The organism is Pseudomonas brassicacearum, from assembly GCF_003732225.1.
In the GTDB taxonomy this organism is placed as follows: Bacteria; Pseudomonadota; Gammaproteobacteria; order Pseudomonadales; family Pseudomonadaceae; genus Aquipseudomonas; species Aquipseudomonas brassicacearum_E.
Map to the genome: position 1 here is coordinate 177,331 of NZ_MOBJ01000014.1, position 21,063 is coordinate 198,393.

At 58.6% G+C, this 21,063-nt stretch carries 19 protein-coding genes; 12 read left to right on the top strand and 7 right to left on the bottom strand.

From position 1 onward, the window contains the following. The first annotated feature begins 96 nt into the window (after positions 1–96). Together BK659_RS20595 and BK659_RS20600 are read left to right on the top strand one after the other, a co-directional pair. On the top strand, positions 97–1,338 hold the full coding sequence (locus BK659_RS20595) for a glutamine synthetase family protein (RefSeq protein ID WP_185015433.1): 1,242 nt from the start codon (positions 97–99) through the stop codon (positions 1,336–1,338). A gap of 71 nt (positions 1,339–1,409) precedes the next feature. Then, the gene (locus BK659_RS20600) at positions 1,410–2,798 is read left to right on the top strand and encodes an MFS transporter (RefSeq protein ID WP_123426796.1); all 1,389 of its coding nucleotides are present in this window, start codon (positions 1,410–1,412) and stop codon (positions 2,796–2,798) included. Between the two features lie 56 nt (positions 2,799–2,854). On the opposite strand, the gene BK659_RS20605 is transcribed toward BK659_RS20600, so the two are convergent. From BK659_RS20605 to flgA, 4 genes are all read right to left on the bottom strand, one after another. Continuing rightward, positions 2,855–3,601, bottom strand: coding sequence for a flagellar brake protein (locus BK659_RS20605; protein ID WP_123426797.1), 747 nt, complete (start codon positions 3,599–3,601; stop codon positions 2,855–2,857). A 95-nt stretch (positions 3,602–3,696) separates the two neighbouring features. Next, on the bottom strand, positions 3,697–4,164 hold the full coding sequence (locus BK659_RS20610) for a flagella synthesis protein FlgN (protein ID WP_123426798.1): 468 nt from the start codon (positions 4,162–4,164) through the stop codon (positions 3,697–3,699). A 48-nt stretch (positions 4,165–4,212) separates the two neighbouring features. After that, the gene (gene flgM, locus BK659_RS20615; RefSeq protein WP_123426976.1) at positions 4,213–4,539 is read right to left on the bottom strand and encodes a flagellar biosynthesis anti-sigma factor FlgM; all 327 of its coding nucleotides are present in this window, start codon (positions 4,537–4,539) and stop codon (positions 4,213–4,215) included. Positions 4,540–4,690: 151 nt separating this feature from the next. Then, positions 4,691–5,452 carry a flagellar basal body P-ring formation chaperone FlgA gene (flgA, locus tag BK659_RS20620; RefSeq protein ID WP_123426799.1) on the bottom strand — a complete coding sequence of 254 codons (762 nt, stop codon included), beginning with the start codon at positions 5,450–5,452 and terminating at the stop codon, positions 4,691–4,693. Positions 5,453–5,533: 81 nt separating this feature from the next. Between flgA and BK659_RS20625 the strand changes: the two genes are divergently transcribed. From BK659_RS20625 to flgE, 6 genes are all read left to right on the top strand, one after another. Then, the gene (locus BK659_RS20625; RefSeq protein ID WP_123426800.1) at positions 5,534–6,466 is read left to right on the top strand and encodes a chemotaxis protein CheV; all 933 of its coding nucleotides are present in this window, start codon (positions 5,534–5,536) and stop codon (positions 6,464–6,466) included. A 45-nt stretch (positions 6,467–6,511) separates the two neighbouring features. After that, the gene (cheR, locus tag BK659_RS20630) at positions 6,512–7,339 is read left to right on the top strand and encodes a protein-glutamate O-methyltransferase CheR (RefSeq protein ID WP_123426801.1); all 828 of its coding nucleotides are present in this window, start codon (positions 6,512–6,514) and stop codon (positions 7,337–7,339) included. Positions 7,340–7,733: 394 nt separating this feature from the next. Continuing rightward, entirely contained in the window at positions 7,734–8,141 is a 408-nt protein-coding gene (gene flgB / locus BK659_RS20635) for a flagellar basal body rod protein FlgB (RefSeq protein WP_123426802.1), read from the top strand. Between the two features lie 3 nt (positions 8,142–8,144). Beyond that, positions 8,145–8,588: a flagellar basal body rod protein FlgC gene (flgC, locus tag BK659_RS20640; RefSeq protein ID WP_007937507.1), complete on the top strand. Its 444-nt coding sequence runs from the start codon at positions 8,145–8,147 to the stop codon at positions 8,586–8,588. Positions 8,589–8,603: 15 nt separating this feature from the next. Next, the gene (gene flgD / locus BK659_RS20645; RefSeq protein WP_123426803.1) at positions 8,604–9,332 is read left to right on the top strand and encodes a flagellar hook assembly protein FlgD; all 729 of its coding nucleotides are present in this window, start codon (positions 8,604–8,606) and stop codon (positions 9,330–9,332) included. Between the two features lie 31 nt (positions 9,333–9,363). Further along, complete coding sequence (gene flgE / locus BK659_RS20650) at positions 9,364–10,692, top strand: flagellar hook protein FlgE (protein ID WP_123426804.1); 1,329 nt, start codon at positions 9,364–9,366, stop codon at positions 10,690–10,692. A 297-nt stretch (positions 10,693–10,989) separates the two neighbouring features. Here flgE and BK659_RS20655 read toward each other — a convergent pair whose 3' ends face one another. Next, positions 10,990–13,884, bottom strand: a complete 2,895-nt coding sequence (locus tag BK659_RS20655) for a ribonucleoside-diphosphate reductase subunit alpha (protein ID WP_123426805.1) — start codon at positions 13,882–13,884, stop codon at positions 10,990–10,992. 731 nt (positions 13,885–14,615) lie between these two features. Between BK659_RS20655 and BK659_RS20660 the strand changes: the two genes are divergently transcribed. Beyond that, positions 14,616–15,341, top strand: a complete 726-nt coding sequence (locus BK659_RS20660) for a response regulator (RefSeq protein WP_123426806.1) — start codon at positions 14,616–14,618, stop codon at positions 15,339–15,341. Beyond that, complete coding sequence (locus BK659_RS20665) at positions 15,338–16,948, top strand: ATP-binding protein (RefSeq protein WP_123426807.1); 1,611 nt, start codon at positions 15,338–15,340, stop codon at positions 16,946–16,948. The genes BK659_RS20660 and BK659_RS20665 overlap by 4 nt, the downstream gene beginning before the upstream one ends. Before the next feature lie 144 nt (positions 16,949–17,092). On the opposite strand, the gene BK659_RS20670 is transcribed toward BK659_RS20665, so the two are convergent. Both BK659_RS20670 and BK659_RS20675 read right to left on the bottom strand, forming a co-directional pair. Continuing rightward, a complete protein-coding gene (locus tag BK659_RS20670; protein WP_123426808.1) occupies positions 17,093–17,818 on the bottom strand; it encodes a 4'-phosphopantetheinyl transferase family protein in 726 nt (241 codons plus the stop codon). A 142-nt stretch (positions 17,819–17,960) separates the two neighbouring features. After that, positions 17,961–18,752 (bottom strand): dienelactone hydrolase family protein, encoded by a 792-nt coding sequence (locus BK659_RS20675; RefSeq protein WP_123426809.1) that lies wholly within the window; start codon positions 18,750–18,752, stop codon positions 17,961–17,963. 239 nt (positions 18,753–18,991) lie between these two features. Between BK659_RS20675 and BK659_RS20680 the strand changes: the two genes are divergently transcribed. Together BK659_RS20680 and BK659_RS20685 are read left to right on the top strand one after the other, a co-directional pair. Further along, positions 18,992–19,669, top strand: a complete 678-nt coding sequence (locus BK659_RS20680; protein WP_123426810.1) for a response regulator — start codon at positions 18,992–18,994, stop codon at positions 19,667–19,669. Then, the gene (locus tag BK659_RS20685) at positions 19,666–21,012 is read left to right on the top strand and encodes an ATP-binding protein (RefSeq protein ID WP_123426811.1); all 1,347 of its coding nucleotides are present in this window, start codon (positions 19,666–19,668) and stop codon (positions 21,010–21,012) included. The genes BK659_RS20680 and BK659_RS20685 overlap by 4 nt, the downstream gene beginning before the upstream one ends. Positions 21,013–21,063: the final 51 nt, after the last annotated feature.

Consider the following 21,063-nt stretch of genomic DNA (forward strand, 5'->3'; position numbering starts at 1 on the left):
ACCGATGGCCAGCGTTCACTCGCGCAGCGATTGACGGGCATTGATGAGATTGAATGTGTCACTCCGGATCTCAATGGCGTGCCACGCGGCAAGGTAATGACCGCCGAGGGTTTTCTCGAGGGGCGGCGCTTGCAGATGGCGCGTGGCGTACTGCTGCAATGCATTATGGGCGGTTATCCGCCTGCGCGGTTTTACGGCAGTGACGACGGCGACCTGGCGCTCAATGCCGATCCGAAACAGATTCACCGTCTGCCCTGGAGCAAGCAGCCGCGCGCGTTGGCCATTTGCGATGCTGATGAGTTGACCGGGGAAAGCTCGCGTCTCTCGACGCGTGGCCAGTTGAAAGCGGTGATCGCCCGTTATGCGGCGCTCGGTCTGGCGCCGGTGGTGGCGACCGAGATGGAGTTCTTTGTTTTTGCGCCGAACACCGACCCGACCCAGCCATTCCAGCCGCCGGTTGGACTGGATGGACGTCGCGAGGAAGGTCATTCGGCATTCAGTGTCAGCTCCAACAACGGTTTGCGTCCGTTCTTCAATGAGGTCTATGAATGCATGGCAGCCCTCGGCTTGCCGCGCGATACCTTCATGCACGAGATGGGTATCAGTCAGTTCGAGATCAATCTGCTGCACGGCGATCCGCTGCTGCTGGCCGACCAGACTTTCCTGTTCAAGCACCTGCTCAAGGAAGTGGCACTCAAGCACCATCTGACCGTGGTGTGTATGGCCAAGCCACTGACGCATACGCCGGGCAGCTCGATGCACATTCACCAGAGCATCGTCGAGATCGGCACGGGGCGGAATGTGTTCAGCGATGACGCTGGACAGCCGAGCGCAATCTTCCGTCACTTCATCGGTGGTCAGCAGGCCGGCATGGCGGATTTCACTGCGTTGTTTGCGCCGAACGTGAACTCCTATCAGCGTCTGTGCCATCCTTACGCATCGCCGAATAACGCCTGCTGGTCTCATGACAACCGGGCAGCAGGTTTGCGGATTCCAGCCAGTTCACCGCAGGCGCGCAGGGTCGAGAACCGTCTGCCAGGCGCCGACGCCAACCCGTATCTGGCGATTGCCGCAAGCCTGGCGGCCGGGCTGCATGGCATCGAAAACGAACTGGAACCGACGCCGGCCATTCAGGGCGAGTTTGAAGTGCCGGAAAGTTTGTCGTTGCCTTGTACCTTGCATGCGGCTCTTGAGCGTCTGAAACGTAGCCAATTGGCGAAGGAACTGTTCGGCAAGGAATTCATCGAAGGCTACATTGCTTCGAAGACCATGGAGTTGACCAGTTTCCTTGATGAAATCACTCCCTGGGAGCGGCGCGTTTTAGCAGCCCAGGCCTAACCGATCCGTCGCCGTCGGGCTATCGTTGACGGTAGCCCGATACTCACTGCAAGGAGCCGCTCGGAACGCCGATGCGCCAAATCTGGAAATCCTTTCGAGCGCTTTATTTCGCCTCGCTGATGATGTTGATCGGCTCGGGCCTCCTCAGTACTTACCTGGGCTTGCGCCTGGCAGCGGACCATGTCGACAGTCTGTGGGTCGGTGCGCTGATGGCGGCCAACTACTTCGGCCTGGTGCTGGGTGGGAAAATCGGCCACCGGTTGATCGCCCGGGTCGGCCATATTCGAGCCTACTCGGCCTGTGCCGGGATCGTCGGCGCGGCAGTACTGGGGCATGGGCTGATCGACTGGCTGCCGGCCTGGCTGGTGCTGCGGATGATCGTCGGTCTGGGCATGATGTGCCAGTACATGGTCATCGAGAGCTGGTTGAACGAGCAGGCTGAAGCCAAGCAGCGCGGGGTGGTGTTCAGCGGCTACATGATCGCTTCGTACCTGGGGCTGGTGTTGGGTCAGTTGATTCTGGTCATGCACCCGTCTCTGGGGCTGGAGCTGCTGATGCTGGTGGCGCTGTGTTTTGCGCTGTGCCTGGTGCCGGTCGCCCTGACCCGACGCATTCACCCGGCGCCTCTGCACCCGGCGCCGATGGAGCCGCGCTTCTTCATGAAGCGGGTTCCGCAGTCCCTCAGTACGGTGCTCGGCGCTGGGCTGATCGTCGGTTCGTTCTATGGTCTTGCGCCGTTGTATGCATCCCAGCAAGGGCTTTCCACTGAACAGGTCGGTCTGTTCATGGGGAGCTGCATCTTTGCAGGGTTGGTGGTGCAGTGGCCGTTGGGCTGGTTGTCGGATCGTTATGATCGGGCGGTGCTGATTCGCAGTTTTGCCTTTTGCCTGGCGTTGGCGGCGTTGCCGTTGGCGATCATGCCGCAGGTGCCGCTTGAGGTGCTGTTTGCCGCTGGCTTCGCCTGCTCATTGGTGCAGTTCTGTCTGTACCCGTTGGCGGTGGCATTTTCCAACGACCACGTCGAGGGCGATCGGCGGGTATCGCTGACGGCCATGCTGCTGGTGACTTACGGTGTTGGAGCCAGTATTGGACCGCTGGTGGCGGGTGTGCTGATGAAGTTGTTCGGCAGTCAGATGCTGTATGCGTTTTTCAGTTTCTTCGCATTGGTGCTGGTATGGCGCATCAGGCCGAAAGCGGTGACGAATCTGCATCAGGTTGATGACGCGCCGCTGCATCACGTGGCCATGCCAGACAGCATGTCGAGCTCGCCATTGGTGGCAGCCCTCGATCCGAGGGTCGATGAGCAGGTCGTTCATGATCAAATGCAAAATGGCGTGAGCCCTGATCCGGATCCCGAGCGGGACGCAAGGGCAGATGCCGAGGACGCCAGGGACTCTGGTGAAAAACCTGACGATCCTGGGCCGGAGCATCCAAAAAGTTTTACCGAGGCCAGACCTTAGAGGCAAAAAAACGGGCAGTCACCGAAAGGGACTGCCCGTTTTTTCAAGCGTGTGGATCAGAGATCGTCTTTGTCGAAGCGGCGTGCTTCGCGTTGCAACTGATAGACGAAACGCTCGACCTGACGCTGCACCAGTCCGCTCATGTTGTGAAAGCGTACACCGGCAAAGGTGGTGTCGATTTTCTCTTCGTGATGCAGATAACGGAGCTCGACCGGTGCCGTCATGCTGCCGAAGGGCAGGGCGGCAATGAAACGTTCATAGACCTGACCCAGTTGAAGCCCGCTGGTAATGTCGCCCTCAAAGCGCAGTTTGCAACCCGTCGCCGAGATGTCCAGCAGTTTGCCTTTGACGGGCGTCTTGAGCTTTTCGCCACCGAGTTCGATGTTCACCAGTTGCGCCAGTTTCAACGCTGCGCGAAACGCGTTGCGACGCTGGTGATAAACCACTTCATCGGGCAGCGTGCCACGGTAGCAGCGGCCACCGTTGGACTCGTCGATGGTCAGTGTGCCGTTGCTTTCCCAGGCAATGCGTACGCCATCATGAAAGCCTTCAACCCGAAAAGCTTCGCCGGCAAGGAGGAAGCGTTCGCCATCGCGAGGGATCATTTCGTCGAGGGCGATCATGTTGCTGTCGCGATCGATATCGATCAGGTAGCTCTGAAAGCGCTGGCTGCGTTCGTGGAACGTGATGATCAGGGGATCATGGCTCTCTTGCAGCATCCGCAGGTTGCCGGTGATTTCCAACGGGGTGCTGAGCACCTTGGGTGGCTGCGGAGCATCTTCCGCGCTTAAGGCGTTGAACACGGTTTATCAATCTCCAGACAGAATACGATCACACGCAAGAGCCAGCATTCTGCCAGCATGTTTCGCGGCTTGATAGAGCGCGCTTATTTATGAGTTCAAGCCTGACTGAGCGCGCGCGGCTTCACCAGCATGGCGGTTGATCCGCGAGCGTCATAAAGGGTCGGAGGCTCGCCACCGTTGAGGATTTTCAGCTGATTGGCGGTGGTGGCTTGTTGCACCTGGATCGAGCGGCCATTGAGCTCGTTGGCGGCTTGGCAATCTGCAAGAAGTTGGGTCAGAGCATCGCTTTGGGTCAGCAACTGATCGCCAATACTTGAGTGAGCGGCGAACTGCTCCAGACCTGCGCGGTTGGCAGGAAGGTTCAGGCTCGCGAGAATTTCGCTGCGTTTGCGGCCATGCTGTTCCAGCAGAATGATCAGTGCCTGTTTCTGCGCCAGAATGTCTTCGAGCAGCGGCATGTCACGGCCGTGCAAGGCGAGGGATTCAGTCTTCAGCAGCTCCAGCAACTGTTGAGCTGGAGCAAAGTCATCGGTGATCAGTTGCAGTAAATTAGTGTCGTGCATGGCTGGCCTTGGGTTTTAAGCGTCCAAAAGCCTGGCGCAGGCCTTTGGCTAGCGCTGGGCTTCGAAGTTGAGCAGTTTGCTGGCTACACGGTTGCTGTCGACCTTATAGCTGCCATCGGCAATCGCTGCTTTCAACTCGGCCACGCGGGCGTTGTCGACGGCAGGCTGATCGCGCAGCTTGTCAGTGATCTTCTGCAACTGCTGAGCCTCATTGCTGAGGTGTACCGATTCCCCGCTTTTGGCGGCACTGACTTGTTCGGTCGAGGTACTCGGCGGCGCGGATTTGCCGGCATCACCGGTTTCCTTGTTGGCGCTGGTACGCGTGCTGCTTGTGAGCGTGGGGGAGCTGTTTAAACGGCTGAAATCGATGACCATGATAAAAAAACCTCTGGGAATTTGGACGCTTGCCATGTTTTCGGCCATACCCGGAAAAACTTTAGGCTCAATAAGTGATGAGCTCGGGCGCGTCGGTATTTGCCCTGCGTGAGGCACAGTTTAGGGAACAGGACGGTTGTGCGCCAGTAATCTACATGGAGACTTCAACCTGGCCCGGGGCCATGACTTGCGCCTTGATGACCCGCTGGGAGTTGAGGTTTTTGACCCGAATCTGCTCGCTCATACCGCCATTGGACAGCGCTTCACCCGGCATCCGCACACTGAGCGTGCCGCTGCGGGCGGTGATGACCACCTGATCACCCTTGCGCACGACTTCTGCCTGCTCCAGATGAACGAGGGTAATGACCTGGTCGCTGACCATTGGTCGGACAAGTTTTTGTCCGATGGCTTGATCGACGTTCGTCAGATACCCCTGATTGATCAGGCTGATATCGCGTTCGCGCAGCGCCACGTCTGAAGGCTCGATGATCCCGGCTCGCTTGAGGGGGCGAGAGGTCGTGACGACCTCGCGAAACAGGCGGACTTGAGCGGGTACGAAGACGGTCCAGGGGGAGGCGCCGTCGCAACGGACCTTCACGATAACCCGTCCTATGGGCCTGGCTGGACTCTCCAGGGTCGCTGTCAATTCCTTGTCGCACGGGGGCATGCGCAGGCGCGGATCCAGCTGGCTGACCTGGATTTCGTAGCGCCCTTCGGTTTGACTGGTGGCCAGGTAGTCTTCTACGGTGAATTCAAGAAAGCCCTGAGTGACGCCGATAAGTAGATCAGGCAAGGTAACCGGGTCAGCAAAGGCAGGGCTGCCAGCGTTCAACAGGCATACGGCTGACAAAGCGCCGAAGAATTTGCGGCACATTGATGTCAGGCGTCGGGAAAATGTCGTTTTTGCGTTCATAGCAGTTAAAAAGCAAGCGCCGTGCCGTTTAGTGATGAATGTGCGTCGCAACACACTTAGCGTTGGTGTAGGAGTCTGGGCATGGCTGGTGTAATGGATTCGGTAAACCAGCGCACGCAACTGGTAGGGCAGAATCGCCTGGAGCTGTTGTTGTTCCGTCTCGACGGCCAGCAGCTTTACGGGATCAACGTGTTCAAGGTTCGGGAGGTGCTGCAATGCCCCAAACTGACCCTGATGCCCAAGTCCAGTCCTGTCGTGTGCGGCGTGGCGAATATTCGGGGGGCAACCATTCCGATTCTGGATCTGGCAATGGCGACCGGCTCAGGCGGGTTGCAGGATCAAAGCAATCCCTTCGTCATCATCACGGAGTACAACACCAAGACCCAGGGGTTTTTGGTGCGGTCGGTCGAACGGATCGTCAACATGAACTGGGAAGAGATCCATCCACCGCCCAAGGGCACGGGTCGCGATCATTACCTGACCGCTGTGACTCGAGTCGACAATCAGTTAGTCGAAATCATCGACGTGGAAAAGGTCCTGGCGGAAGTTGCGCCGACGTCGGATGTGATTTCGGCTGGAGTGATCGATGCCGAAACCCAGCACAAGGCGATTTCCTTGCGAGTGCTGACGGTCGATGACTCGTCGGTGGCGCGCAAGCAGGTCTCGCGATGCCTGCAGACAGTGGGGGTTGAAGTCGTTGCGTTGAACGACGGTCGGCAAGCGCTGGATTACCTGCGCAAACTGGTCGACGAGGGCAAGAAGCCGGAAGAAGAGTTTTTGATGATGATTTCCGACATCGAAATGCCCGAAATGGACGGTTACACCCTTACCAGCGAGATCCGCAGCGACCCTCGCATGCAAAAGCTCCATATCATCCTGCATACTTCGTTGTCAGGTGTGTTCAATCAGGCGATGGTGAAGAAAGTCGGAGCTGATGACTTCCTTGCCAAATTCCGTCCTGATGACCTGGCATCCCGGGTAGTCGACCGGATCAAAGCAGCAGACAACAGCTAGTGGCCTTCGCTCCTGGCGTTCAACACGATTTAAGAGGCGGCATCATTGTCTACGGGTAATTTGGATTTCGAACAGTTCCGGGTCTTCCTGGAAAAAGCCTGTGGCATTTTGCTCGGTGAAAACAAGCAGTATCTGGTGTCGAGCCGTCTCAACAAACTGATGGAACAGCAAGGCATCAAGTCCTTGGGAGAGTTGGTTCAGCGCATTCAGACCCAGCCGCGCAGTGGTTTGCGCGAGATGGTGGTGGACGCGATGACGACGAACGAAACCCTCTGGTTTCGCGACACCTATCCGTTTGAAGTCCTGAAGAACAAAGTGCTGCCTGAGTCCATCAAGGCCAGTCCCGGGCAGCGTCTGCGGATCTGGTCGGCGGCTTGCTCGTCCGGACAGGAACCGTATTCGCTGTCGATGTCGATCGACGAGTTCGAGCGGGTCAATATGGGTCAGTTGAAGATGGGGGTGCAGATCGTTGCCACCGACCTGTCCGGGACCATGTTGACCAACTGCAAGACCGGCGAGTACGACAGCCTGGCGATCGGTCGCGGTCTTTCGCCGGAGCGCTTGCAGCGTTACTTCGATCCGAAAGGGCCGGGGCGTTGGGCAATCAAGGCGCCGATCAAGAGCCGGGTAGAGTTCCGCTCGTTCAACCTGCTGGACAGCTACGCCAGTCTCGGCAAGTTCGACATCGTGTTTTGTCGCAACGTGTTGATCTACTTCTCTGCTGAAGTGAAGAAAGACATCCTGATGCGTATTCACAGCACGTTGAAGCCGGGCGGTTATTTGTTCCTGGGGGCTTCCGAAGCACTGAACGGTTTGCCGGATCATTATCAGATGGTCCAGTGCAGCCCGGGGATCATCTACCAGGCGAAGTGATTGGCCGGTAGTCGGTGCTGCATAAAAGACGGGAGTCCTCAGGGGCTCCCGTTTTTTTTGCACAACAACACAATCCCCCGTAGCAGCTGGCGCAGCCTGCGTTCGGCGGCGTAGCCGTCGCAAATTCGGTATCCACGGATTACTGGAAGACCGCAGCGTCTGATTTTACGACCGCTTCGCGGCCGAACGCCGCCTTCGGCAGCTGCTACGGATTGCGTGCATCTCGGCATCCTGAGCGGCAGAAAAGCGGCAGGCGCCGGAAATCCGTTGCCGCTTTTCTGGCATTGCCGCTTTGCCGCCACCCGCAAAGCCCCGGTTCATGGGGTTTTATAAGCTGGCACGGGGCTTGCTATATCCCTGTTACGAAAAATCAGGTCACCCAAAGGTTTCCGACATGAGCATCAGCTTCGATAAAGCGCTCGGTATCCACGAACAAGCCCTGGGCTTCCGCGCTCAGCGTGCCGAAGTCCTGGCCAACAACATTGCCAACGCCGATACCCCGAACTACAAGGCTCGGGATCTGGACTTCTCGTCGGTTCTGGCGGCCCAGAACGACAAGAACAAGAACGGCACTTTCGCTTTGAACATGACCAATAGCCGTCATATCGAAGCCCAAGGCCTGAGCAGTGGTGACGAGTCGTTGCTGTATCGCACGCCGATGCAACCGTCGATTGACCAAAACACCGTGGACGCCCAACTGGAACAGTCGAACTACGCGGAAAACGCGGTCAACTTCCAGGCCAGCTTCACGCTGCTCAACAGCAAATTCAAAGGGTTGGTATCAGCCCTGCGCGGGGAGTAACCCATGTCTCTGTCCAGTGTTTTCAACATTGCCGGTAGCGGCATGAGTGCTCAAACCACTCGCTTGAACACCGTCGCCAGTAACATCGCCAACGCCGAGACCGTCTCTTCGAGCATCGATCAGACCTACCGTGCCCGTCACCCGGTGTTCGCCACCATGTTCCAGGGCGGCCAGTCCGGTGGCAGCGATTCGCTGTTCCAGAACCAGGATGCTGCGGGTCAGGGCGTGCAGGTACTTGGCGTGGTGGAAGATCAAAGCAACCTCGAGGCACGCTACGAGCCGAACCATCCAGCGGCTGACGCCAAGGGTTACGTCTATTACCCCAACGTCAATGTGGTTGAGGAAATGGCTGACATGATTTCCGCCAGTCGTTCGTTCCAGACCAACGCGGAAATGATGAATACCGCTAAAACCATGATGCAGAAGGTCCTGACCCTCGGTCAGTGATAAGGGGCGATTTTTATGAGCGTTACCGATTCCACCGGCGGCCTGAGCATGACCGATCTCCTGGCGAACTCTTCGGTCAAGAGCACCGGTACGGCTGCGAATGGCCTTGCCGCCGCCACGAAAAGTGCCACCGGCAGTCAGGCGTTGGGCAAGGACGCGTTTCTGCAGTTGCTGGTGACGCAGCTGAAGAACCAGAATCCGCTTTCGCCGCAGGACAACGGCGCGTTCGTTGCTCAACTGGCACAGTTCAGCAGCCTTGAAGGGATCACTTCCCTCAATACGACCGTGAGTTCCCTGGCCAGTAATTTCAACTCTTCCCAGGCCTTGCAGGCTTCCTCCCTGGTTGGCCGTTCGGTGATTGCGCAAACCGGCACTGCCCAGATCAGCGATGCAAGCAAGGGTCTGACCGGTACGGTCAACCTGACATCGTCGATCTCCGATGGCACGGTGAAGATCAGCGATGCAAGCGGAAATGTCGTGAGAACCCTCAATCTGGGCAGCCAGCCTGCGGGCAGTGCCAGCTTCACGTGGGACGGCAAGGACAGCAGCGGCGCCTTGGTTCCGGCGGGCACGTACACCGTCAAGGCCAATGCTCCGGTCAACGGCACGGCGACCGATCTGGCTACTTACCTGCCAGCAACGGTCAACAGCGTGACGCTGAGTCAAACCGGCGGCGAGTTGATGCTCAACCTTGCAGGTCTGGGCTCTATCGCCCTGTCCAAAGTTCAAACCATTGGTATATAGAGCCGGCTAACGCGGCACAAAGGAGTGGAATATGTCTTTCAATATCGGCCTTAGCGGTCTCTATGCAGCCAACAAACAACTGGACGTGACCGGCAACAACATCGCCAACGTTGCGACCACCGGTTTCAAGTCTTCGCGCGCCGAGTTCGCGGATGTCTACTCGGCAACCAAGCTGGGTAGTGGTAGTAAAGTCGTCGGCAGCGGCGTAAGCCTGGCCAACGTATCCCAGCAGTTCACCCAGGGTGATATCAACAACACCGGTAACGTGCTGGATATGGGCATCAATGGCTCGGGTTTCTTCACCCTGAGCAATAACGGTTCGACGACCTACACCCGTGCCGGTACGTTCAAGGTCGACAAGGATGGTTTCATCACCAATACCGATCAAACCTCCCGTCTGCAGGGTTACGGCACGGACGCCAATGGCAAGATCATCAACGGTGTGTTGACCGACCTGAAGATCGACACCTCGAACCTGGCGCCAAAACCGACTTCGACGGTGTCCTCGACGATCAACCTGAACTCCACCTCTCCGGTGATTGACGACACTCTCCCGGCCAACAAATTCGACCCGGGCACCCTCGCCACCTACAGCAAATCGTTCAGTACGCCGATCTATGACAGCCAGGGCAACTCGCACGTCATGGATCAATATATGGTGAAGACCGGCGCCAACACCTGGAAGACCTACACCCTGGTAGACGGTCGTAACCCGGATGCCACCGGCAGCGACCCGAAGGTCACCGCCCCGATTGCTTCGATCATGACGTTCGATTCGGCCGGCAAACTGGTCTCGGTAGCGACACCACCTGCAACACCGGCAGCGCCTAACGTCGGTAACAACCTGACATTGGCTGGCTGGGTACCCGGCACCGTGACCAACGGTGTGTGGACAGCTAACGGTACAACTGCCAGTGCCGCGGGCATGACCATTTCGATGAACAACACCACGCAGTTCAATGCCGACTCTGCGCGTTCGATCCCGGCTCAGGACGGTTACGCCACCGGCCAGATTACCAACCTGACCGTCGACGGCACTGGCACCCTGTTCGCCAACTTCAGCAACAACCAGAGCAAGGCGATCGGCCAGGTTGCCCTGGCCAGCTTCACCAACGAGCAAGGCCTGCAAGCTGTAGGCGGCACCAGCTGGAAAGAGACGTTCGCCTCGGGTATCCCGGGTTATGACGCGCCAACCACCGGTACGCTGGGTTCGATTCAGTCCAACTCCCTGGAAGAGTCCAACGTCAACCTGACCAACGAGCTGGTCAACCTGATCAAGGCGCAGAGTAACTACCAGGCCAACGCCAAGACCATCTCGACCCAAAGTACCATCATGCAGACCATCATTCAGATGACCTGATGTTGGTTGGTTGATACCGTTTCACAGAAAGCCCCTCGCAAGAGGGGCTTTTTTGTGGCCGGGATTTTTGTCAGGAGCTGAGGTTCTGGTTGCCTGTGCTGGCCCCATCGCGAGCAAGCTCGCTCCCACAGGTGATCGAGTTCCCTCAGGGAAATGCGATCCAATGTGGGAGCGAGCTTGCTCGCGATGGCGTCAGTACGGTCACCGCTTTCCTAGAGGCAAAAGAAAACCCCCGATCAATCCAGAGGACTCATCGGGGGTTTCAGGTAAGCGCCTTGCGGCGCTTACTGGCTCAGCTTATTGGCAAGCTTCGCAATCCGGCTCGTCGATGGCGCACGCCTTCGGCACTGGAGCAGGACCTGCCGGAGCGGCCAGAACCGAGTCGTCACCGTGGTTGCCGCCGCTGGAAACAGCGTTCAGCTTACCGGTGTTGATGGTCGACTTCTCGGTGCTGGTCGCGGCCAGGGCACGGAGGTAGTAAGTGGTTTTCAGGCCACGGTACCAAGCCATGCGGTAGGTCACGTCGAGCTTCTTGCCCGATGCACCGGCGATGTACAGGTTCAGCGACTGGGCCTGGTCGATCCACTTCTGACGACGGCTGGCCGCGTCAACGATCCACTTGGTGTCCACTTCGAACGCGGTCGCGTAGAGCTCTTTGAGTTCTTGCGGGATGCGTTCGATCTGCTGCACGGAACCGTCGTAGTACTTCAGGTCGTTGATCATGACCGAGTCCCACAGACCGCGAGCCTTGAGGTCGCGAACCAGGTACGGGTTGATCACGGTGAATTCGCCCGACAGGTTCGATTTCACATAGAGGTTCTGGTAGGTCGGTTCGATCGACTGCGATACGCCGGTGATGTTGGCGATGGTCGCGGTCGGTGCAATGGCCATGATGTTGGAGTTACGAATACCTTTCTGTACGCGAGCACGCACCGGTGCCCAGTCCAGGGATTCGTTCAGGTCAACGTCGATGTACTTCTGGCCACGCTGATCGATCAGGATCTGTTGCGAATCCAGCGGCAGGATGCCTTTGGACCACAGCGAACCCTGGAACGTCTCGTAAGCGCCACGCTCGTCAGCCAGGTCGCAGGAAGCCTGGATCGCGTAGTAGCTGACCGCCTCCATCGATTTGTCGGCGAACTCGACGGCTGCATCGGAACCGTAAGGGATGTGCTGCAGGTACAAAGCGTCCTGGAAGCCCATGATGCCCAGACCGACCGGACGGTGCTTGAAGTTGGAGTTCTTCGCTTGTGGCACCGAGTAGTAGTTGATGTCGATAACGTTATCGAGCATGCGAACGGCGGTGTTCACGGTGCGTTCAAGCTTGGCGGTGTCCAGCTTGCCGTTGACGATGTGGTTCGGCAGGTTGATCGAGCCCAGGTTGCAAACGGCGATCTCGTCCTTGTTGGTGTTCAAGGTGATCTCGGTGCACAGGTTCGAGCTGTGAACCACGCCAACGTGCTGCTGTGGGCTGCGCAGGTTGCATGGGTCTTTGAACGTCAGCCATGGGTGGCCGGTTTCAAACAGCATGGAGAGCATTTTGCGCCACAGGTCTTTGGCCTGGATGGTCTTGAACAGCTTGACCTTGCCCGGGTACTCGGTCAGGGCTTCGTAGTACTCGTAACGCTCTTCGAAGGCCTTGCCGGTCAGGTCGTGCAGGTCTGGAACTTCGGACGGCGAGAACAAGGTCCACTTGCCGTCATCGAAGACGCGCTTCATGAACAGGTCAGGGATCCAGTTGGCGGTGTTCATGTCGTGGGTACGACGACGGTCATCACCGGTGTTCTTGCGGAGCTCGATGAACTCCTCGATGTCCATGTGCCAGGTTTCCAGGTAAGCGCAGACAGCGCCTTTGCGCTTGCCACCCTGGTTAACGGCGACAGCGGTGTCGTTCACCACTTTCAGGAACGGTACAACGCCCTGGGATTTGCCGTTGGTGCCCTTGATGTACGAGCCCAATGCGCGAACCGGAGTCCAGTCGTTGCCCAGGCCGCCAGCGAATTTCGACAACATGGCGTTGTCGTGAATCGCGTGGTAGATGCCCGACAGGTCATCCGGCACGGTGGTCAGGTAGCAGCTCGACAGCTGTGGACGCAGGGTGCCGGCGTTGAACAGGGTCGGGGTCGAGGACATGTAGTCGAAGGACGACAACAGGTTGTAGAACTCGATCGCACGGTCTTCCTTGTTCTTCTCTTCGATCGCCAGACCCATGGCCACGCGCATGAAGAAGATCTGTGGCAGTTCGAAACGTACGCCATCCTTGTGGATGAAGTAACGGTCGTACAGGGTTTGCAGACCCAGGTAGGTGAACTGCTGGTCGCGCTCGTGGTTGATCGCCTTGCCGAGTTTTTCCAGGTCAAAGGTGGCCAGGACCGGGTTCAGCAATTCGAATTCGATACCCTTGGCGATGTAGGCAGGCAGGGCCTTGGCGTACAGGTCGACCATTTCGTGGTGAGTCGCGCTTTCGGCGACTTCCAGGAAGCTCAGGCCTTCGGCGCGCAGGGTGTCCATCAGCAGGCGCGCGGTGACGAACGAGTAGTTCGGCTCACGTTCAACCAGCGTACGGGCGGTCATCACCAGTGCGGTGTTGACGTCGGTCAGGGCCACGCCGTCATAGAGGTTCTTCAGGGTTTCGCGCTGGATCAGGTCACCGTCGACTTCTTCCAGGCCTTCGCAGGCTTCGGTGACGATGGTGTTCAGGCGGCCCATGTCCAGTGGAGCAAAGGTGCCATCGGCGCGGGTGATACGGATCGACGGGTGAGCCTGTACGGCTTCCTCGGCAGGCGCGCGGGTGGCGCGTTCCTTGGAGCGACCGTCACGGTAGATCACGTAGTCGCGCGCTACTTTTTGCTCGCCGGCACGCATCAGGGCCAGCTCGACCTGGTCCTGGATTTCTTCGATGTGGATGGTGCCGCCCGATGGCATGCGACGCTTGAAGGTCGCGGTGACTTGTTCGGTCAGGCGGGCAACGGTGTCGTGGATTCGCGACGAGGCAGCAGCAGTGCCGCCCTCAACTGCGAGAAACGCTTTGGTGATGGCGACGGTGATTTTGTCATCGGTGTAAGGAACGACAGTGCCGTTACGCTTGATCACGCGCAGTTGGCCTGGCGCGGTGGCGGACAGATCCGAATTCGAATCAGCGGCCATCGGCGCGGTGCCCTGCGGGTTCTCGCGAGTTGTGTCGGTTTGCATGGGTGTCTCCACGTTCTCTATGTTTGTTTGGGCACCATGAAGGTGCCCACCGTTCCGTCCTGAAGCACTACAACCGGCAAGCGCCGGGCATAACAACTTCGGGACAGTCAGGAAGGGGGCTGTTGAGCGCCGCTTCCTTGCCGAAGTCTTTGGTCTCAAGCCTGGGGCCGAAAACCGAATTCCGTTTGGGCGACAGTTATTGACTGCAACACCCGTACCGTTTTCGCCGTTGGAGCTGAAAAACAGTAGCCACCCGCAGGTGCGGTTTGGGCTTCTGAAAATGCGTTTGGTTCAACCAAAAACATGCAAGAAAAGCACTTGAGTTTCTTGTCTGATTTGTGTTTGGTTTTTCGTGCAAAACCCTACATGTAGGGTTTTTTTGAACGCGAGCTACAAGATAATGCGTTTTGGGGGGTGATTGCAACGTACTACCTGTGGATAAAGCTGTGCGTAAAATGTGTATGAAACTGCCAATCATCGTGTAGGCCGCGACCCTGCTGGGGTAGACCGTTTGTCATAGAATTTCGCCCTGAAAAATAGCCTGGGGCGGATTTTTGCGGGCGCGAACCCTATCACAAAAAAACGCGGTTACCGAGCGCATTTGCCAGCTTGTGTTCTCAAGGGGAGGCATTGCTACAATCGGTCACTGCATACACAGTCTTATCCACTTTAATCATTACAAAAAGACCAGTGGATCCTTCCTTTAATAATGTTCGGCAAAGAGGTCACCCGTGGAGCAAGAAGCCTGGCAGGTATTGATTGTCGAGGATGACCAGCGCTTGGCCGAGTTGACCCGTGAGTACCTGGAAAGCAACGGTCTGCGGGTCACCATAGAAGGCAATGGAGCGCTGGCGGCGGCGCGGATTATCACCGAACAACCGGACCTGGTGATCCTTGACCTGATGCTCCCCGGTGAAGACGGCCTGACGATTTGCCGCAAGGTTCGTGATCGCTACGACGGGCCGATCCTGATGCTCACCGCGCGCACTGACGACATGGACCAGATCCAGGGTCTGGACATGGGCGCCGACGACTACGTGTGCAAACCGGTGCGCCCGCGTTTGTTGCTGGCGCGGATCCAGGCCTTGTTGCGACGTAGCGAAGTACCAGAGCCTGCGGCACCGGAAAAACTCCGTCGTTTGCAGTTCGGCCCGCTGGTCGTCGACAACGCCCTGCGTGAAGCGTGGCTGCATGACAACGGCATCGAATTGACCAGTGCCGAGTTCGATCTGCTCTGGCTGCTGGTAGCCAACGCCGGGCGGATTCTGTCCCGAGAAGAAATCTTCACTGCGCTGCGAGGCATCGGTTACGACGGTCAGGACCGCTCGATCGATGTACGCATTTCACGGATCCGGCCGAAGATCGGTGATGACCCGATCCATCCGCGGCTGATCAAGACCATTCGCAGCAAGGGTTACCTGTTCGTTCCTGAAGCCTGTGTAGACCTGCCCCTGTGAACTCGATCTTCCTGCGCATTTATGGCGGCATGTGCGCCGCGCTGATTCTGGTGGCGGTGCTTGGCGTACTGGCCTTGAACTTGCTTAATCAGGTGCGCAGCGAGCAATACCGCGAACGCCTGGCCCATGGTACGTTTTCCTTGATGGCCGACAATCTGCAACCAATGAACGAGACCGAACGTCATCGCGCGTTGCTGGTGTGGGAGCGTTTGCTGGGCATTCCCTTGACCTTGCAAACCTTCGCCCAAACCGACCTCGACCTGAGCCAGCGCACACGGGTGCTGCACGGCCAGGCGTTGGTGGAGCAGACCGGCCCGCACGCGGCAAAGGTCTACCGCTTGGTCAGCGATAAAGAGCAACTGATGCTCACCGGGGAAGTGCAGCAGATCAGCGAGCAACTGGCGCGGGCGACGATTTATCTGTTGGCCGATGAGTTGGTGCGTTATCCGGTGGCCGAGCAGCCCAAGCGTCTTGAGGCGCTAAAGAAGGACAAAGGCTTCGGCTTCGATTTGCAACTGATTACGGTCGACCAGGCGGACATGGACGAGGACCAGAGCCGTCGGGTCTCTGAAGGCGACACGGTGATGGCGCTGGGCAAGGGGGGCGATTCGATCCGGGTGTTTGCCGGGATGGTCGGTACGCCCTGGGTACTGGAAATTGGCCCGCTGTATCAGATGAACCCGTACCCGCCGGAGTGGTTGGTGTTGATTGCGGCGCTGGGCCTGAGCCTGATCGGGTTGATCGTCTATTTGCTGGTGCGCCAGTTGGAACGCCGCTTGAGAGGTCTGGAGTCGGCCGCCACGCGGATCGCCAAAGGCAGCCTGGAAACCCGTGTGCCGGCACGTGGTGCGGACTCGGTGGGGCGATTGGCCGCGGCGTTCAACGGCATGGCCGAGCACTTGCAGCAATTGCTGGCGATTCAGCGTGAACTGGTGCGTGCGGTGTCCCATGAGCTGCGCACGCCTGTCGCGCGGTTGCGTTTTGGCCTGGAGATGATCAGCACGGCGAACACGCCACAGGCGCGGGAGAAATACCTGGAGGGCATGGACCACGATATTCAGGACCTCGACGGCCTGGTGGACGAGATGCTCACGTATGCGCGGCTGGAGCAGGGTTCGCCGGCGCTGAACTTCCAGCGCGTCGATCTGGATGCCTTGGTCAATCAGGTCATCGGCGAACTGGCGCCGTTACGCGCCAACGTGACGGTTCAACGCGGCCTGTGTCTGTCGGCTGCCGATTGCGATGACGCCTGGGTCGAGGCCGAGCCGCGTTACCTGCATCGGGCGTTGCAGAATCTGGTGAGCAACGCCATGCGTCATGCCCAGTCCCAGGTGTCGATCAGTTATCAGGTGGGGCAGCAGCGTTGTCGCGTCGATGTCGAAGACGATGGGCCGGGTGTGCCGGAAAGTGCCTGGGAAAAGATTTTCACGCCGTTTTTGCGTCTGGATGACAGCCGCACCCGGGCGTCCGGCGGGCACGGTCTGGGATTGTCTATCGTGCGTCGGATCGTTCACTGGCATGGCGGCCGGGCGTTGATCAGCAAGAGTAAAAACCTGGGTGGGGCATGTTTCAGTCTGAGCTGGCCACGCAATCAGGAGAAGCCCTGAGATCTTTACCTTCTGTAAGGGCCTCATCGCGAGCAAGCTCGCTCCCACATTTATTTTGCAGTGAACACATAATTTGCGAACACTGGAGATCCAATGTGGGAGCGAGCTTGCTCGCGATGACGGCCGAACAGGCGCTGAAAGTTTTCAGGCCTTGATGCTGACCAGGCTCAACAACTGTCCATCGCGCACACCAAACTGTGCGTCCAGTTCCGCGCCGTAGTGCCATTCGCTGGAGAGGTCGGTCAACAAGCGCAGGCGCACGTGCCCGCTGTCGGTCCACTCCAGCACCTCGGCATGTTCGAAATAGAAGCGTTTCTGCACGATGGGGTAGAGCGCCTTGAACAGGCTTTCCTTGGCCGAAAAGGTCAGGGTCACCCACAGTGCCAGCTGATCACGAGGGCTGGCGGCCATGCGTTCAAGCTCGGGCGGGGTGAGGATCTCGCCGGCCAGACGCTCGGCACGTTCGGTGTTGAGCAGGTTTTCCAGGTCCATGCCCAAGCCGCGCCAATGTGTCTTGTGTGCAACGATGGCCGCGGCCCGGCCGGTGCTGTGAGTGATCGAGCCACAGATATGCGCCGGCCATACGGGCGCGCGATCCTCGCCAATCGCCGGAATGCAGTCCAGACCTTCCAGTTGCTGCAACGCGGCCCGGGCGCACACTCGCCCTGCGAGAAACTCGGCCTGACGTTTGGCGACCGAGCGCTGGATGCTGGGGGGCGGTTCGATCGTGCTGCGCTGGAAGTCGTCGAACGCCAGCAATGACGGATCGAAACGAGTGCTGAGCAGCACCGTGTCAGGCAGCACGTCAGGCAACGGCCAGTGGGCGTCGAGCGGCGTGCAGCAGGCGGGAAGAGCGGGGAGCGGGTTCATCCCGGCATTTTGCCGGGTTGCCCAGGAGCTGGATAGCCTTGCTTAAACCTGCACATCGTAGGAGCTGCCGCAGGCTGCGATCTTTTGATCTGCTGAAAAGATCGCAGCCTGCGGCAGCTCCTACGATATGCAGGGCCGATTATCAGCCAAATATTTTCTTGAAGAACGCTTTCATATCCGCCCACGAGCTTTCATCGGCGGCTTTGTTGTAGCCGATATCCGGGCCGCCGTGCTCGCCGTGGCTCAGGCGATCAGCGTCCGGGTTGCTGAAACCATGCTTGGCACCTTTCAGGCTGACGAACTTATAGTCGGCACCGGCCTTGTCCATCTCGGTTTTGAACGCTGCCACTTGGTCCGCAGTGACCATGCTGTCCAGAGCGCCGTGCTCTACCAAAAGCTTGGCCTTGACGCTGCCGGGTGTCGCCGGGGTGCTGGTTGCCAATGCGCCGTGGAAACTCACCACACCCGCCAGCGGTGCCCCTTGGCGTGCCGCATCGAGAACGATCTTGCCGCCGAAGCAGTAGCCGATGGCCGCGAGTTTGTTCGGGTTTGTCTGTGGTTGCTTCTTGAGCAAATCAAGCCCGGCATTGAAACGAGCACTGGCCGTCGCGCTGTTTTTAAGCGCCGCTTCCATGAACGCCATGGCGTCGTTCGGGTGCTCGGTGTTTTTACCGTCGCCATACATATCGATTGCCAGCGCGCTGTAGCCCAGCCCGGCGAGGTCGCGGGCCCGGCGCTTGGCGTAGTCGTTGAGACCCCAGAACTCATGGACCACCACCACGCCCGGGCGAGCCCCTTGAATGCTGTCGTCATAGGCGTAGTAGCCGATCAACTCAGTCCCGTCGGCACTCTTGTAAGGGATCTCCTGGGTCTTGATTGCCGCCTGGCTGAGGCCGCTCAAGGCCAGGAAAACGAGTGCGATAAATACGCGCATGGTTGATGCTCCTTTAAAAGATGTGCAGACAGCCTAGTCGATCCTGTTCAGTCCGAGTTCAGCGGGTTGTGGTTAACCTACAGTCACAACTGTGGTATCGGTTACTTCGTCAGGGTTGGCCGGGATGATGCAGCAGGTTTCGCCAAACACCTTGGTTGAACCGGGTTACCGTTACTGGCGTATTAGCAATCGAGGTGCGAGATACCTGTGGAGACGTTGATTTTGCCTGGGAGAGCGTTATGAAACTGCTGGTCGTCGAAGACGAGGCGCTGCTGCGTCATCACCTGCAAACCCGCCTGACCGACAATGGCCACGTGGTCGAGTCCGTGGCCAACGCCGAAGAGGCCTTGTACCAGACCGGGCAATTCAACCATGACCTGGCAGTGATCGACCTCGGTCTGCCGGGCATGGGTGGGCTGGACCTGATTCGTCAACTGCGTGCGCAAGGCAAGACCTTTCCGATCCTGATTCTGACCGCACGCGGCAACTGGCAGGACAAGGTCGAAGGCCTGGCCGCCGGCGCCGACGATTACGTGGTCAAGCCGTTCCAGTTCGAAGAGCTGGACGCGCGCCTGAATGCCTTGCTGCGCCGCTCCAGCGGTTTTACCCAGTCGACCATCATCGCCGGGCCGTTGCTGCTGGACCTCAATCGCAAGCAAGCGACCCTTGACGAGCAACCGTTGGCGTTGACCGCTTATGAGTACCGGATCCTCGAATACCTGATGCGTCATCACCAGCAGGTGGTCGCCAAGGACCGTTTGATGGAACAGCTCTACCCGGACGACGACGAGCGCGATCCGAACGTGATCGAAGTGCTGGTCGGCCGTCTGCGGCGCAAGCTCGAAGGGCCGGCCGGTTTCAAACCGATCGATACCGTGCGTGGTCTGGGCTACCTGTTCAATGAGCGCTGCCGGTGATTCGTTCGCTACGCCTGCGCTTGATGCTCGCCGCTACGACACTGGCGGTGCTGTTCATGCTGGCGTTGTTGCCGGCCATGCAGGGCGCGTTCAGCCTGGCGTTGCAGGACTCGATCCAGCAGCGTCTGGCCTCGGATGTCACCACGCTGATTTCCGCAGCACGGGTTGAAAACAACCGTCTGGTGATGCCTACGCAGATGCCGGATGAGCGCTTCAACCTTACCGACAGTCGCTTGCTGGGCTACATCTATGATCGCGAAGGTCATCTGGTCTGGCGCTCGAGGGCGACTCAGGAAGAGGACATCAACTACAAGCCGCGTTACGACGGGCACGGCAATCAGTTCGCACGGATTCGTGAGGCCAACGGCCAGGAATTTTTCGTCTATGACGTCGAGGTCAAACTGCTCGGCGGTAAAAATGCAGCGTTCAGTATCGTCGCGCTGCAGCCGGTGCGTGAGTACCAGGAGACACTCGAAGGCCTGCGGGAAAATCTCTATCTGGGTTTTGGCGCCGCGTTGCTGGTGTTGCTTTCGCTGCTGTGGATCGGCCTGACCTGGGGCTTGCAGGCCTTGAAACGCTTGAGCCAGGAGCTGGACCAGATCGAGAGCGGCGCGCTTGAAAGCCTCAGCGAAGAACACCCCCGCGAACTGTTGCGCCTGACCGGTTCCCTGAACCGTTTGTTGCGCAGCGAGCGTGAACAGCGCAGTCGCTACCGCGACTCTCTGGATGACCTGGCCCACAGCCTGAAAACCCCGTTGGCGGTCTTGCAAGGGGTCAGTGAGGACATGGCTCAGCGACCGGAAAATCGTGAGCAAGCGTGGGTGCTGCAATCGCAGATCGAGCGCATGAGTCAGCAGATCAGCTATCAGTTGCAACGCGCGAGCTTGCGTAAAAGCGGTCTGGTGCGCCATCAGGTGCGGTTGCGACCGGTGCTGCAAAGCCTTTGCGATACCTTGGACAAGGTCTATCGCGACAAGCAGGTACGGACCTCTGTCGACCTGCCGGACCCGTGCTACGTGCCGATCGAGCAGGGTGCCTTGCTGGAAATGCTCGGCAACTTGCTGGAAAACGCCTATCGCCTGTGCCTGAGTGAAGTGCGTGTCAGCCTGCGGCAGACCATGAGTGGCGTTGAGCTGTGTATCGAAGATGACGGCCCGGGCGTGCCACCGGATCAGCGTGCGCGGATTCTTCAGCGCGGCGAACGTCTGGACCGCCAGCATCCGGGGCAGGGTATCGGCCTGGCGGTGGTCAAGGACATCATCGAGAGCTACGGCGCACAGTTGACCCTGGGAGATTCAGCCCTTGGCGGCGCGGCATTCCGGATTCATTTCCCGGTGGTGTGACCGGAAGGTGCGGAATGCTTTTGGGGCCCCATCGCGAGCAAGCTCGCTCCC

What these genes read in the sequence shown, in the direction of transcription:
- BK659_RS20595 (WP_185015433.1), top strand. Translation starts at nt 97, where the DNA reads ATGACCGCCGAGGGTTTTCTCGAGGGGCGGCGCTTGCAGATGGCGCGT.
- BK659_RS20600 (WP_123426796.1), top strand. Translation starts at nt 1,410, where the DNA reads ATGCGCCAAATCTGGAAATCCTTTCGAGCGCTTTATTTCGCCTCGCTG.
- BK659_RS20610 (WP_123426798.1), bottom strand. Translation starts at nt 4,164, where the DNA reads ATGCACGACACTAATTTACTGCAACTGATCACCGATGACTTTGCTCCA.
- flgM (WP_123426976.1), bottom strand. Translation starts at nt 4,539, where the DNA reads ATGGTCATCGATTTCAGCCGTTTAAACAGCTCCCCCACGCTCACAAGC.
- flgA (WP_123426799.1), bottom strand. Translation starts at nt 5,452, where the DNA reads ATGAACGCAAAAACGACATTTTCCCGACGCCTGACATCAATGTGCCGC.
- BK659_RS20625 (WP_123426800.1), top strand. Translation starts at nt 5,534, where the DNA reads ATGGCTGGTGTAATGGATTCGGTAAACCAGCGCACGCAACTGGTAGGG.
- flgB (WP_123426802.1), top strand. Translation starts at nt 7,734, where the DNA reads ATGAGCATCAGCTTCGATAAAGCGCTCGGTATCCACGAACAAGCCCTG.
- flgC (WP_007937507.1), top strand. Translation starts at nt 8,145, where the DNA reads ATGTCTCTGTCCAGTGTTTTCAACATTGCCGGTAGCGGCATGAGTGCT.
- flgD (WP_123426803.1), top strand. Translation starts at nt 8,604, where the DNA reads ATGAGCGTTACCGATTCCACCGGCGGCCTGAGCATGACCGATCTCCTG.
- flgE (WP_123426804.1), top strand. Translation starts at nt 9,364, where the DNA reads ATGTCTTTCAATATCGGCCTTAGCGGTCTCTATGCAGCCAACAAACAA.
- BK659_RS20655 (WP_123426805.1), bottom strand. Translation starts at nt 13,884, where the DNA reads ATGCAAACCGACACAACTCGCGAGAACCCGCAGGGCACCGCGCCGATG.
- BK659_RS20670 (WP_123426808.1), bottom strand. Translation starts at nt 17,818, where the DNA reads ATGAACCCGCTCCCCGCTCTTCCCGCCTGCTGCACGCCGCTCGACGCC.
- BK659_RS20675 (WP_123426809.1), bottom strand. Translation starts at nt 18,752, where the DNA reads ATGCGCGTATTTATCGCACTCGTTTTCCTGGCCTTGAGCGGCCTCAGC.
- BK659_RS20680 (WP_123426810.1), top strand. Translation starts at nt 18,992, where the DNA reads ATGAAACTGCTGGTCGTCGAAGACGAGGCGCTGCTGCGTCATCACCTG.